Here is a 13,755-nt window from a genome sequence, read left to right as displayed (position 1 = left end):
TCGTTGTGCGGGAACGGGGCTTACTTTGGTTCGATGATCATAAGTGGCTGGCCGTGCTCAACGGCATCCTCGTTGTCCACGAGGATTTCCTTGACAGTTCCGGCAAACTTGGCCTCAATATTGTTCATCAGCTTCATAACCTCGACGATGCACAGCACCTGTCCTACCTCGACCTCATCGCCAACTTTGACGAATGGGTCCGCGCCCGGCTTCGGGGAAGCATAGTAGGTACCGACCATAGGAGCGGTGACGGTCTCGCCCTCTGCTGCCGGAGCTCCGGAAGCCTTCGACTGCTCCTGATCAGCTGGTTCTTGTGCAGCGGGTGCCGATGTGGGCTCTTCCTGCGCTGGCGCCTGCTGTGCGGGGACTTGCTCTGCCGGGGATGCGGCTGGAGCAGCTGCAGGTGCGGCAGCTGCTTCCGGAGCCGGGGCTGGACGGTTGAGGCCGCCAGGCGTGCGGGACATGGCGAGTTCGATGTCGCCATACTTGATCTGCAGCTCCTGGATATCATCGGAAAGGTTGGCCCACTTCAGGAGGGCCTTCAGATCCTGCAGGTTGGTGGTATCAGTCATGATTACTTTTCTCCTTTAGTGAGGTTAATTTCCAGGTCAGAGGTCTTGAGGTGGAAGTCGGTGGTATCGGAAGAGTTGTAGATTTGCTGGACGAGGGAGGTCAAGACGCCTCCTTTGACGCCTTCGCCCTCGCCGGCGCGGCCCTCAGCTACGAAGCGCTTCATTTCATCGACTTGGCTGCCGGCGAACATAACGCGCAAAAGCAGGGTGTCGATGTCCTCGTCCGGATGCGCCTCTTTCAGGCCCGGCAGTACCGGCTTGAGTTCTGGGATTTCCTCGGTGATTTCGGAGGAACCGTTGGCCAGGATCTTTTCCAATACCTCTGGGTCCAGCGGGGCCAGAGGTTCACCGTAGTAACCCAGGGCATACTTCTTAATCTCATTTGGGACCACGGAGTAGCGCTCACCAGTCATCACATTCATGACGGCCTGTGTACCCACGAACTGGGCAAATGGCGTAATCATGATGGGGTATGCCAGCTCTTCTCGCACGCGAGCCACCTCATAGAGCAGCTCCTCAAATCGATCTCCTAGTCCCGCAGTTTCCAGCTGAGATTCAAAGTTCGTCAGCATGCCGCCTGGCAGCTGGTGCATATAGTGGAGGCCGTCGAAAGCACGCGGCACACCCACCGGCTTATCCTCAGTATCGGCGATTTCTTGGATCCGGTCACTGGCAGAGGCGATGCGATCATCGTCAACGTTTACGGTATAGCCGAGCGCCCGCAGATCTCGTACCAAGGCCTGGGTCGCAGGCTGACCGGGGCCGTTGGCAAGCGGGGCGATGGAGGTGTGAATGGAATCCACGCTCAACTCCGCACCAAAGAGATAGGTCAATGGAGATAAGCCAGTCAGGGAGTGGGTGTGTACCTCCAGCGGGATATCTTCTCCAATGGAGCTGCGGATAGCCGGGATAAGGGTTCTCATGCGGTCCGGAGTGAGCAATCCGCCGGCGTCCTTCAGCATGATGCGGTCGACGTCGGTGCGTTCAAGCAGCTCCTCCGCCTTTTGCTTGTAGAGCTCATCGGTGTGCACTGGGCTAAGGCAGTAGGACAGTGCACCAAAGGTCTCAGCGCCAAGTTCCTTGGCAAGCTTGAGGCCCTTGTCAATGTTGTCGATGTCATTGAGCCCATCAAAAGAACCAATGACACGGAAGCCGTTGGCATAAAGGCGTTCAGTCCAGTTAAGGATGGCATCATCCGGCAGGAAGTCAAAGGATGCCAGATTCTTGGAGCGAATCAGCGCGCGGAACTTAGTACCGGGGGCGGCATGCTCGTGGACGAGGCGCACACGTTCCCACGGATCCTCTTTGAGATACCGCACGGCCACGTCGAACTGAATGGGGGCAACTAGGTCAACGTGTTCGAACCCGGCATTGGTGATGTCATCCAGCAGAGAAAGGATGTGTTCCGTGGTCATTCGGGTGGCCCAGATACTCTGGTGCGCATCGCGCAGGGTGGTATCGATGATCTTTATTTCACGCTCGCTATCGGCTGGGCGTCCGCCCGCGGCCATGACTTCGGCGAGGCTTTCTGTGCTCAATTCCTCGGGACTAAGAGCAGTCATAAATCCCTCCTTAGGGTGTGGCTCCGACAAGACTCGGGTGGCTTAGGACTCATACCTTTCCGTCCGTGTCATGTGTCACACGCTACACCAGTGTCCACCCCTGTGAACCTAAAACTTTTACCTAAGGAGGGCTTTCCCGCCGTTATCCAAGCTCAGAAACGCTAGACATTTACCCAACTACCCCCAAGTGGGGTCACAATGCGCACCCAAGTTCACAATGCGAACCATAAATCTAACCACAGGTTGTCCCCGAAAGGGGTTCATCACGTGCAGTTTCTCACGCGGTAAACAACATCAATAGCGTCAGACGATCTCAATACTTTGGATCCTCGCCGCCCATTTGTGTGATCTAGGTAATATTTTTCCCAACCGTCCCGGTCCCACTACAAGGAGAACTCATGACATCCACCACCAAACCGACATCGCCACCAGATACCGAATCCGGCAAAAACGCAGCTTCTACCACCGACATCAAATCCCTAGGAGCCAGCCTTACCGGGCAAATCCTAGAGTGGTATGAGTGGAGCTCCTATGCAGTCTTTGCCCCATTCATTGCCACCGCAATGTTCAATAAGGGCGACTCCACCTCCGCCCTTTTAGCTACCTTCGGCGTTTTTGCCGTTGGTTTCCTGGTGCGTCCACTCGGAGGAATCGTCTTCGGCCGCGTAGCAGATAAGCGCGGCCGAAAATCCGTACTTATGATGACCATCATCATGATGGCCATCGCCTCCGCGATCATCGGAGTCATGCCCACCTATGAGCAGATCGGCATTTGGTCCTCTGTGGGTCTTTTGGTGATCCGTATCCTGCAGGGCTTCGCCCACGGCGGTGAATCAGCCGCCGCCAATAGCTATATCCCAGAAATCGCCCCCAACGCCCACCGCGGTAAATGGGGCTCTATGGTCTACGTTTCCATTTTCGGTGGCTCCGTCATCGCCTACGTGCTCGGCGGCCTAATCTCCCTCGTACTCAATGATGACCAACTTGCCTCATGGGGCTGGCGCATACCCTTCTTCCTCTGCGCGCTCTCTGCCTGTGTAGCGCTATACCTACGCCGCCACATGAAAGAGTCTGATCACTTCAAGGAAATTGACAGTTCCGATCCCAGCGTAGACACCCCAGCGCGCAAGGAGCGCGCAGCAATCCCTCAATCTGCCTCCGCTACTCGTCCGGCTTGGATCAATATCCTGCTCATTATCGGCATGGTCTCCGGCGTTACTTCAGCGCACTACACGTGGACCTCCTACGTTTCTACCTATGCCATTAGCCACGAAGGAATGACCACACAAGGCGCGTACTGGGTCACGGTGGTTGCTCAAGTTGCTGGCCTTATCGCTCTACCGCTGTGGGGCAGTCTCTCGGACAAGATTGGGCGCAAACCCGTCATCTATATCTGCGCGGTAGGTATGGCCGTTTTGCAAATCCCACTCATGGCGTTGATCGATTCCCGTCCGTGGACCCTGCTCGTCGCTTCTACTGTAGGCGTGATTATCGTCGCCGCCGGTGGTGCGCTGCTATCTTCCATCATGTCCGAGGTCTTCCCTACCGCCCAGCGCACGCATAGTATCGGTCTTGCATACTCCCTCTCTGTAGCTGTCTTTGGCGGAACCGCGCCCTATATCTACCAGTGGTTTGTCGCGCACGATCTGGCGTGGGCCTCTGGCTTTTATGTCATCGCCCTATGCGTCCTCACCATCATTAGCATGTACATTCTCCCTGAAACCAAGGGTGTAGACCTACGCGATGTCTAACTAGTACCTCTCTCATTCCCACCTAGGGCTGGGCCGAAGCATGAATCATTTCGGCCCAGCCTTTAGCTAATTCAGTACCAAAGAACCCCACTCATTAGAAATGAAAAAGAAAGCCCGCCTTCCGGGTGCTAGAAGGCGGGCTTTCGGGAACAGTTCAGGACTAAGACAGGTCCAGCGTGAATGGGGCATCAGTAACCTCGCGGATGGAGTCCTCAGTCTCCCCCTCAGCCATCTGAACTAAGGTCAGACCTTCTAACTCATCAACCTCGAAGACGGCGCGGTCCGTAATAATAAGATCCACGCAACGCGCGCCGGTGAGCGGCAGTTGGCATTCTGAAAGGATTTTGGACTTGCCATGTTTGGACACGTGCTGCATCATCACCACGATGCGTTTGGCGCCATGAACCAAATCCATGGCACCGCCCATACCTTTGACCATCTTGCCCGGAATCATCCAATTGGCAAGGTCTCCGAATTGGGATACTTCCATGGCACCAAGTACCGCTACGTCGATAGCGCGTGATCGAATCATTCCAAAGGATTCCGAAGAAGAAAAGAATGAAGCTCCGGGAGCAGCAGTGATGGTCTCTTTGCCAGCATTGATAAGTTCCGGGTCCACCTTATCTTCGGCCGGGTACGGACCTACGCCCAAGATGCCATTTTCAGAATGAAGCACCACTTCGAGGCCCTCTGGGAGGAATCCAGGAATCAACGTTGGCATGCCAATTCCTAGGTTGACGTAGTCGCCGTTTTTCAATTCCTGTGCGGCCCGAGCCGCCATTTCTTCACGTGACCAGGTCATTTACTTGCTCACCGTCCTAAATTCGATTCCAGTTTCTTGCTTTCCCACTTCTACGACGCGATCGACGTAGATGCCCGGCACGTCAACCTCGGCCGGCGGAATCGCCTCCACCAATTCTTCTGCCTGCACAATGGTGATATCAGCGCAACGAGCGGCATCCGGGTTAAAGTTCTGCGCAGTCTTGGCAAAAGCTAGGTTGCCGTATCGATCTGCGCGAGCGGCATGAACGAAGGCAAAATCTGGGGTCAGTGCCTCCTCCAGCACGTAGAGCTCGCCGTTAAACTCACGAGTTTCCTTCGGCTTAGAAGTCTGCGCTATGGACCCATCCGGGTTATAACGGGTGGGGATATCCCCTTCCGCAAGCGGGGTTCCCACGCCGGCCTTGGTATAGAAGGCGGGAATGCCAGCACCGCCGGCACGCATACGCTCGGCCAACGTTCCCTGCGGGGTAAATTCCACAGTCAGTTCTCCTTCGAGATACTGGCGGGCGTACTCCTTATTCGTTCCGAGATAGGAACCAATAGAGCGGGAAATGCGATGATCTTTAAGCAAGAGCCCGAGCCCGAAATCGTCGGTACCAAGATTATTGGAAATGATGGTGAGGTCTCCAGAGCCGAGTTCGCGCAGAGCATCAATTAGACGCGCCGGAATTCCCACGAGCCCGAATCCGCCCACCGCAATGGAAGCGCCGTCTGGAATATCTGCTACGGCATTTTCTACTGAGTCGATGACTTTATCTAACATGGCTTCAGCCTACGTGTGGTTCATATATTGCACAAGGGTTCACAGTGCGAACACTTTTGGATACAATTACGAGACGTAGGCCACTTCATCAATTTTTAGAATCGGAGACCACACCTTGAACGACACCCCCACGGTGCAGTCACTCGCCCGCGGATTAGCCGTTTTGCACTCTTTTAATGGCGAGCGCCCACGCCAGACTCTGGCCCAGGTTGCCGAGGTCACAGGGCTAGCACGTGCCACTGCACGTCGTTTTTTGCACACCTTGGTAACGGAGGGGTACGCGCGCACGGATGGCTCTGAGTTTTGGCTTACCCCCCGGGTTTTGGAACTGGGCTATTCCTACCTATCGAGTTTGGGCCTTCCCGATATTGCCCAGCCCCATTTGAGGGAGTTATCCACCAAACTCGATGAATCCTGCTCTGTCAGTGTGTTGGATAGGGACACCGTGGTTTATATTGCCCGCGCCGCTGCACACCGCATTATGGCCACCAATATCACCATCGGCACCCGCTTTCCCGCGCACGCGACCTCAATGGGACAGGTACTGTTAGCGGATCTCACTCCAGCGCAGTTGGACGAATTCCTAGAAACGGCGTCGCTGGAGAAAGTCACCCCTCACACGCTCACCGCACCCGCGGATCTTCGGGCGCGCCTAGCGGAGATCCGGAAACGCGGTTGGGTCATCGTAGACCAAGAGCTGGAGAAGGGCCTGCGTTCCATTGCAGTTCCTATTCGCGATGGTTCGGGCCGCACTGCTGCAGCCATCAATGTCTCAACCCAAACATCCGTCTATTCCACTGAGGATCTCACCACGCGCATCCTGCCGGAGCTCATCGCAACCTGCAAGGCAATCTCCCATGACCTTGCCACCACCGAACTTTCTTAAAGGAGAATTATCATGCACACCCGCGACGTAGTCCTTTGCTACCCCAAGCGCACCCCTGTCGGCCGTTATGGTGGCGCGCTAAAGTCCGTCCCCGTCCAAGAATTAGCTAGCCTCGTGGTCAAGACCATTGTGGAAGAGTCCGGTATCGACCCCACCAAAATCGATGACGTCATCTTGGGCCAAGGCTCCCCTAATGGTGCCGCACCCGCTTTGGGCCGCGTGGCTGCCTTAGACGCTGGCCTGCCCACCACCGTGCCGGGTATGCAGCTCGATCGCCGCTGCGGATCGGGTCTGCAGGCCATTATTACCGCAGGTGCCCACATTGCTACTGGCGCTGCCGATGTCATCATCGCCGGCGGCGCGGAGTCTATGTCCCGCACCGAATACACCGTTGATGCGGATGTACGCTGGGGAGCAAAGGGAGGAAATATGATCTTTCGCGATCGCCTCCAAGAAGCCCGCGAGGCCGCCGGCGGAAAGCACCACCCGATTGCCGGCGGCATGATTGAGACCGCCGAAAATCTCCGCCGCGAATACTCCATCGAGCGCGTCGCCCAAGACGAGCTCGCTGCACGTTCCCACCGCAATGCCGCCGCTGCACAGGAGCAATCGCTTTTCGACGCCGAAATCATCCCCGTCACCGTCCCCCAGCGCAAGGGGGAGCCTATCGTCGTAGACAAGGATGAACATGTCCGCCCAGATTCCAGTACAGACAAGCTATCTAAACTGCGCGCGGTCATGCGCAAGGAGGACGAAGAGGCAACGGTTACCGCCGGTAATGCCTCAGGCCAAAACGATGGTGCCGCGGCCGTCCTAGTGACTACCCGTGAAAAAGCCGAGGAGCTGGGTCTTACCCCAATGGTCACGCTCAAGGGATGGGCCCTAGCCGGCGTGGATCCGGAACGCATGGGTATCGGCCCGGTGAAGGCTTCCCGCAAGGTTATGGATCGCCTCGGCATCACCTTCGATGATCTTGACCTCATTGAGCTCAATGAGGCCTTTGCCGCCCAAGCGCTGGCTGTACTCAAAGAATGGGACATTTCGGCAGATGATCCGCGCTTCAACCCGCACGGTTCTGGCATTTCGCTCGGCCATCCCGTGGGTGCTACCGGTGCCCGCATCGTCGTCACCGCCGCGCATCACCTTCACCGCACCGGCGGTAAGCTCGCGCTGGTTACCATGTGCATTGGAGGCGGACAAGGTCTAGCAGCGATCATCGAGGCCGACTAAGCACTGGCCCACGCTCATTAGTGCAAGTGGTTGCTTGCCCTACAATCGCGCTTGGTTACTCGCCGTAGCGGCGCCCCACGTGAACGTCTACGCCGCCGAAGAGGCTATAGCAGTTCACAATAATTTCTGGCGCGTCTACCGGGAGGTCATTCGGATGGATGGCGCCGTTCTCTACCTTGAGGTCATGTCCGCCAAAAAGGCCTACGCCACTGACGTGGACGCGGAAGCCTTCGGGAATATAAACATCGACGCCACCAAAGACGCCCGCCGCGTTGATGGTGGTAGTACGACTGTGCAGGGCGACGCCCGTGAGATCGATGTCCACTCCGCCGAAAAAGCCCAGGCCTGTCAGAGAACGAGCTACTGCCCCGCCGCTGACAGTAGACCCGCCGAAGATCCCCGCCGCAAGGGAGCGGGTCTCCTGCACGCTCGGCTGCACCTGGCGGATAGCCTGCTCCACCTTGGCGATGGCTTTGGATTCTTGCTGGCCCGCATAGGCCTTTGCGATTTTTCGTTCTTGCCCGAACAGGAGAATTTCTGGGTCCTCTACAAGGTCAGCCAGCGGCTCGATGAGCTCAGCGCGAGTCGTTGCATTAACGCAGACGGCCGAGCGTTTTTCAAAATCATCGAGGTCAATCTGCCCTGCCGAAAGCGCATCTCCTAAAATATCTGCAGCTTTCATGCGCTCTCGGTGGTTACAGCGGATATCCAGCGGTTTCATACCTTTAATATATCCGCTTTCTCCGGCAGGCGCGCGAGTTATTCCTCGCCTTGGGGCCCCTAGAGGAACCTGCCTCCGGCAGAAAATCCTCTACGCGCTCGCCTACCCCGGTCAACTCTGCGATAGCCGCAATAGCGCGCTGCGCGCCCTTGCCGTCACCATAAGGATTGACGGCGTTGGCCATGGCGTCGAATGCGGCGGCGTCGGAAAGCAAAAGCTTTGCCTCTGCCACAATGAGCTCGCGATTAGTGCCCACCAGCTTAACCGTGCCGGCGACCACGGCTTCGGGGCGCTCGGTGTTTTGGCGCATGACTAGCACCGGCTTGCCCAATGCTGGTGCCTCCTCCTGGACTCCGCCAGAGTCAGTCAGGATGATGGTGGCACGGTTTTGTAGCTGCGTGAACTGGTCATAAGGCAGCGGATCCGTGATGATGATATTTGGCAGGTGCTCGACCTCCGGCAGGACCGCCTGGCGCACCTTGGGGTTGAGGTGCAGCGGCAATGCGAAGTTAATCTCCGGATAGGCTTCTGCCAAGTCCTTAACTGCACCACCGATTTCCTTCATCGCCTCAAGGTTCTCGCGGCGGTGGGTGGTAACTACGACAAGCCGCTTATCGGACTCTGCGGCTTCCTGCAGGGCAGGGTCTGCGAACTTCGTGTCCCACGATGCTGCTTCCAGCAGAGCGTCAATGACGGTATTACCGGTGACCACAATGTCCTTGGAACGCACATTCTCGCGGCGCAGGTTCTCCATCGAGCCTGCGGTTGGAGCCAGATGCAGCTCGGCTACCTGGCCAATGAGCTTACGGTTAGCTTCTTCTGGGAACGGCGAGTGGATATTGCCGGTACGCAAACCGGCTTCGAGGTGAACGATCTTGACCCCGCGATGGAAACCGGCAAGTGCTGCAGCCATAGCCGTAGAGGTATCGCCCTGGGAGATAATGACGTCCGGCTTTTCTTCTTCAATGATGGAATCCAGACCCGCAATTGCGCGGGACACAATCTCATTGAGTCCCTGGCCCGGCTTCATAAGCCCCAAATCATGCTTCGGGGTAATGCCAAACATGGTGTTGACCTGCTCCAGCATCTCCTTGTGCTGGCCAGTAGAAACCGGAATGGATTCAAAGCGCTCATCTTTATCCAGCGCCTTAACGACGGGGGCGACCTTAATGGCCTCCGGCCGGGTGCCGTAAACGGTCATTATCTTGGGCTTAGTCACTAATCTTTTCCTTTAGAGTGACGGAGATATTTCTAAATTGAACCATGTGCGGGAGAGCTGTACCCCCGCTCAGGTATTGGAGCGTTCTAGCCGCTGACGCTCACGCCGCCGTCTGGGGCGATGGTCACCCTGGCCGCCATGGCGCGGGCTAGATCGAGACGCTGCCACGAGCCTCCCTCTGCTTGCCAATCCAATGGGTTGCCGGCTGGACGCGCGGTCTGGCGCAGCACCTCGGCGCGCTGATACCAGGTCAGCTCTGGGTGGGACGCTGCTAGCAGCACTGGAGCGGCCTGCGGGACGACCATCGGGGCGTCGGTTCGGTAGCGCGGGGCGAAGTCATAGTCCATGAATGTGGAGTATTGTTCTACCGCATCCGCCGTGGACCGATAGTCGGTGCCCTCTTCCCTATCCTGGGCCACCAGTTCTTCTACCGTCTTGCCGGTGCGCCACTTAATTTCTTGGCGCACTTCCATCGAGGCTTCCCATAGGGCATGGCGCATGCGCTTATCGTTGAGACGATCTGCCGCGGCGGCCTGGCCTGTCATGCGCCCACCGATGACATCCAGCGGGTAATGCACGCCCAGTACTACGCGGTGGTTGCCGGCCTCCGCGCCGCGCAGCATGAGCTGTGGGCCTACCTCAGGCAGCATGAAGGACATCAGCGTGGTAATCCACGTTGCCTGATTGGTATGGCCCGAAGGGAAGGCTGGCGAGGTGGGATAGAGATCCTTGGAGCCATCGTCATAGCGCTTAATCGCCTGCGGCGCGCGCTGGTACGGGCGTTGATAGTTGAAGTAGTACTTCTCCGACATCGTGGAATTGGCCAGTCCGCCTGCGCGGGCCGCATAGCCATTTCCTAGGAGGTATTCGGTCTTGGGCAGGCGGTGCTCGGCCAAGGCAGCGCGGAAGGCATCGCCTAGGTTCTTGCCCATCGAGTCAGAAACGGCGTTGAGCACGCTCGTCGAGCTGGCTTTGGCATCGGCCTGCGCGCGGCGGATCAAAGCGGGGTCACCGGCTGCGGCGTTATTGATGGCCACGGCCTTGTCCATATTTTCTTGGCGGATTTCTGGCTGAGCCTTGATGTGATCAAAAAGCTGGACTACCTGCCAGTAGTTGCCAAATTGATAAGAGGAAACATCGGATTCAAAGCCCGCGATATAGTCCGTGGTAAACGGCTCTGGAACCGGGGCACCGGGGTGCTGGACCGGAGGAGCGCCGGTGGTCTGCTGGGTAACAGGCTCGCGGAGCTGTGGCACGGCCACGGGGAGGGCGGCGCTGGCAGCCGGTGCCAGCGTTATGGTCAGTCCGGTGGCCGCGCACAAGGCGAGTGCGCGAACTGCCGGGCGGAGTTTATTCCGATAGTTCAACGTGGAAACCTTTCACTAGTAACGAATTCCCACGCATAATATCTAACTAAAGTTACAAAAAGGTGAACGTGACGCTAAACCCGCATGCACAAAGCTGGGACGGTGACTACACCTTCCCGGTACTATCTAGCAATCCTCGGACCAAGCTGAAGCTTTCTGCGTAGTAGCAACACCGGTGTTCTGGTTACTCGATTCTGCCGAAATACTCGCGGTAAATAGCGCGGCCAGCGCTACTGCTGAGGCCGCGGCCGAGTCCCTACGCGCGTTTATGTCCACCTCTTTAAACTAGCGCGAATTCCTGTTTATGAAAAGAGCTGTTCTACAGCAAATCGAGCTTTACCCCTTAACGGTGGCTAGCAGCGAGCGACGGGCCTTCGCGGTAGGCTGGTGGAGAACTTTTACTCGTACTGGAATAAGGGGACACGCTAAATAATGATCCAATTCGTCTTCGGCGCCGCAGCAGGATACGTTTTTGGCACCAAAGCAGGCCGCAAGCGCTACCACCAGATCAAGGGCGCCTACGAGAAGGCCATCAACTCCCCCGTGACCAAATCTGCCGTCACTTCTGCACGCAAGGCAGTAGCCAACCGCTTGGATCCGGAACCGCGCATGCGCGAGGTTCGCGATCTATCTTCCAAGCGCAAGGGCAAAGGCCGGCTGCGCGGCTCCCAGGTAGACAACGCGGACCGCATTTATGAACCTGATGAGGACTAAATTAGTTTCAGCCTCTTCCCTCCCCTCGCTGCGCACCTGAATCGGTGACATGGCGAGGGGATATTTTTAACTTTGGGGAGGCGTGCCGCGGAAGGCGCGGTCATTGAGCTCGCGGCGGGCCTGTTCCAGAGCGACGAGGTCAGCAAAAAGCGAGTTATAGCTAGCCTCATCATCGGAGGGACGCATGCGGCCAAGACGAGCCTTCAACTGGGCGATTTGATCGCCCACCACCGTCTCTTGCAATCGGGAGAGCACGGAGTCGGCGTATTTTTCGGGACCGACGTCGGTGGGCAAAATGGCCTCTACGGCAAGCTCCGAGACGAAGTTGCGGCCGGTAAGGTCCTGCATTTCGCCGGCCACCGCGGCGATCCACTCCACGGCCGGCATGGTGGCGCCCTGAGCTGCGCCACCCACAGTAGAAATGGCTTGGCGCACGAGGCGGTAGGCGTCGTTGGTATAGGCGTCGGCAGTAATGCCATCGAAATAGGAACCTGCCACCTGCGGCATCTGCAAGGCCAGCTTGAGGGCCTCGCGCTGAGGCCACAGGTGGGTCTCCTTCGGGCTCGGCGGGTGGATCATCGGCACGTCTTGTTGTGCCGGCTGTTGCTTCGCATTGTCGAAACGACGAATGGTGGGCTTTTCGGCCTTTTTGGGTTTGCGCGCTTCCGCGCGGACCTGTCGGAGAACCTCTTCCGGATCCGGCCAGCCCACCCAGCCGGCGAGGCGGCGGGCATATTCACGCTGCAAAGGTTGATCACGGATCTGTGCGACGACGGGTACCGCGCGGCGCAGGGCCTGCAAACGCCCCTCGGCGCTGTCAATGCTGTACTCCGCGATGACGGACTGGATAACGAACTCGAACATGGGGATGCGGTCCGCGATGAGCTCGCGCACGGCGGCATCGCCTTTGTGCAAACGCAGATCGCACGGATCCATGCCGTCGGGCGCTACGGAGACAAAGGATTGACCGGTGAACTTTTGCTCGCCGTCAAAGGCGCGCATGGCGGCCTTCTGGCCTGCCTCATCGCCGTCAAAGGTATAGATGAGCTCGCCATTGAAGTAGGAATCATCCAGCATGAGTCGGCGCAGCACTTGCAGGTGCTCGCCGCCAAAGGCGGTACCACAGGAAGCAACAGCGGTCTTGACGCCTGCGGCATACATAGCCATGACATCCGTGTAGCCTTCCACCACTACGGCCTGGTGGTTTTCGGCAATATTGCGCTTGGCCAAATCGAGGCCAAAGAGCACCTTGGACTTGCGGTAGAGCATGGTCTCAGAGGTGTTCATATACTTGCCGAGCTTGTCGTCGTCGAAAAGCTTGCGGGCGCCAAAGCCAATGACGTTGCCGGAAAGGTCCTTAATCGGCCACAGCAAACGACGATGGAAGCGGTCGATGGGACCACGCTTGCCCATCTTGGAAATGCCAGCTGCTTCCAGCTCTTCAAAGGAAAAGCCTAGGCGCAGCAGGTGTTTGGTAGCCGTATCCCATCCCTCTGGGGCATAGCCGCACTCGAAGTCATAGATGACCTCGCGGGAAAAACCGCGATCCAGCAGGAAATCGCGGGCTGTAGCCGCTTGTGGGGTCTCCAACTGCTGGCGGTAAAACTCGTGGGCGGCTTTATTGGCAGCGATGAGGCGCTGCCGCGTGCCCGGCTTCTCATTGCGCGCGCCCGTAGAACCGCCCTGGTAGTTAATGTGGTAGCCGATCTTCTGCGCTACTGCCTCAACTGCTTCTGGGAAGGAAACCTGCTCCATTTCCATCAAGAAGCTGAAGACATCGCCACCCTTGCCGGTGGAAAAGCAGTGATAGTAGCCGCGCTGCGGGCGCACGTGAAAGGACGGCGTCTTTTCATCCTTGAACGGGCTAAGGCCCTTGAGCGAATCGTGCCCAGCGGGCTTGAGCTGCACGTACTCGCCGACGATTTCTTCTAAAGGCGCGCGTTCACGGATAGCTTGGATGTCGCTGTCCGGAATTCTGCCTTTTGCCATGCGTACAGACTACCCCGCGCGTGGTGGGAATGTTCAAATAGCTAGGGCAGGATGGTGACGTTGAACAGGGTTCACAGTTTGGACGCAAATTACCCTCTGTTGGGGTACTTTCCACATACTGTTACCTACCCCCGTGACGGGGCAATTTTTGACCTCGCCATTGTCTCGGGCCAATTTCCACTTTTAGCGCCGCACCTG

The 13,755-nt window shown here is 57.5% G+C and carries 12 protein-coding genes; 4 read left to right on the top strand and 8 right to left on the bottom strand.

The features are described 5' to 3' along the window. Nucleotides 1–20: 20 nt before the first annotated feature. Complete coding sequence (gene accB, locus WMP97_RS02940) at nt 21–572, bottom strand: acetyl-CoA carboxylase biotin carboxyl carrier protein (protein WP_239208746.1); 552 nt, start codon at nt 570–572, stop codon at nt 21–23. Between the two features lie 2 nt (nt 573–574). After that, on the bottom strand, nt 575–2,134 hold the full coding sequence (locus WMP97_RS02935) for a pyruvate carboxylase (RefSeq protein WP_239208744.1): 1,560 nt from the start codon (nt 2,132–2,134) through the stop codon (nt 575–577). Nucleotides 2,135–2,532: 398 nt separating this feature from the next. On the opposite strand from WMP97_RS02935, the gene WMP97_RS02930 reads away from it, so the two are divergent. Beyond that, a complete protein-coding gene (locus WMP97_RS02930) occupies nt 2,533–3,885 on the top strand; it encodes an MFS transporter (protein WP_239208742.1) in 1,353 nt (450 codons plus the stop codon). A 160-nt stretch (nt 3,886–4,045) separates the two neighbouring features. On the opposite strand, the gene WMP97_RS02925 is transcribed toward WMP97_RS02930, so the two are convergent. Continuing rightward, nucleotides 4,046–4,687: a 3-oxoacid CoA-transferase subunit B gene (locus WMP97_RS02925; protein WP_086589098.1), complete on the bottom strand. Its 642-nt coding sequence runs from the start codon at nt 4,685–4,687 to the stop codon at nt 4,046–4,048. Next, nucleotides 4,688–5,431 carry a CoA transferase subunit A gene (locus WMP97_RS02920; RefSeq protein WP_023021017.1) on the bottom strand — a complete coding sequence of 248 codons (744 nt, stop codon included), beginning with the start codon at nt 5,429–5,431 and terminating at the stop codon, nt 4,688–4,690. It abuts the gene before it with no gap. 115 nt (nt 5,432–5,546) lie between these two features. Here WMP97_RS02920 and WMP97_RS02915 point away from each other — a divergent pair, with 115 nt between their 5' ends. Together WMP97_RS02915 and WMP97_RS02910 are read left to right on the top strand one after the other, a co-directional pair. Next, entirely contained in the window at nt 5,547–6,317 is a 771-nt protein-coding gene (locus tag WMP97_RS02915) for an IclR family transcriptional regulator domain-containing protein (RefSeq protein WP_086589099.1), read from the top strand. Nucleotides 6,318–6,329: 12 nt separating this feature from the next. Next, nucleotides 6,330–7,547: an acetyl-CoA C-acetyltransferase gene (locus tag WMP97_RS02910; RefSeq protein ID WP_340439742.1), complete on the top strand. Its 1,218-nt coding sequence runs from the start codon at nt 6,330–6,332 to the stop codon at nt 7,545–7,547. Between the two features lie 55 nt (nt 7,548–7,602). On the opposite strand, the gene WMP97_RS02905 is transcribed toward WMP97_RS02910, so the two are convergent. From WMP97_RS02905 to WMP97_RS02895, 3 genes are all read right to left on the bottom strand, one after another. Next, the gene (locus WMP97_RS02905; protein WP_259825542.1) at nt 7,603–8,268 is read right to left on the bottom strand and encodes a DUF1707 SHOCT-like domain-containing protein; all 666 of its coding nucleotides are present in this window, start codon (nt 8,266–8,268) and stop codon (nt 7,603–7,605) included. A 4-nt stretch (nt 8,269–8,272) separates the two neighbouring features. Beyond that, nucleotides 8,273–9,487 (bottom strand): non-hydrolyzing UDP-N-acetylglucosamine 2-epimerase, encoded by a 1,215-nt coding sequence (gene wecB / locus WMP97_RS02900; RefSeq protein ID WP_311201259.1) that lies wholly within the window; start codon nt 9,485–9,487, stop codon nt 8,273–8,275. An 86-nt stretch (nt 9,488–9,573) separates the two neighbouring features. Continuing rightward, on the bottom strand, nt 9,574–10,854 hold the full coding sequence (locus tag WMP97_RS02895) for an acid phosphatase (RefSeq protein WP_259825543.1): 1,281 nt from the start codon (nt 10,852–10,854) through the stop codon (nt 9,574–9,576). A gap of 432 nt (nt 10,855–11,286) precedes the next feature. On the opposite strand from WMP97_RS02895, the gene WMP97_RS02890 reads away from it, so the two are divergent. After that, nucleotides 11,287–11,568: a hypothetical protein gene (locus WMP97_RS02890; RefSeq protein WP_023021011.1), complete on the top strand. Its 282-nt coding sequence runs from the start codon at nt 11,287–11,289 to the stop codon at nt 11,566–11,568. A gap of 66 nt (nt 11,569–11,634) precedes the next feature. On the opposite strand, the gene dnaG is transcribed toward WMP97_RS02890, so the two are convergent. Continuing rightward, entirely contained in the window at nt 11,635–13,557 is a 1,923-nt protein-coding gene (dnaG, locus tag WMP97_RS02885) for a DNA primase (RefSeq protein ID WP_248099624.1), read from the bottom strand. Nucleotides 13,558–13,755 lie beyond the last annotated feature (198 nt).

This window comes from Corynebacterium sp. KPL4072 (assembly GCF_037908395.1).
GTDB classification, from domain to species: Bacteria; Actinomycetota; Actinomycetes; order Mycobacteriales; family Mycobacteriaceae; genus Corynebacterium; species Corynebacterium kefirresidentii.
This window is presented reverse-complemented; position numbering and strand designations above follow the sequence as displayed.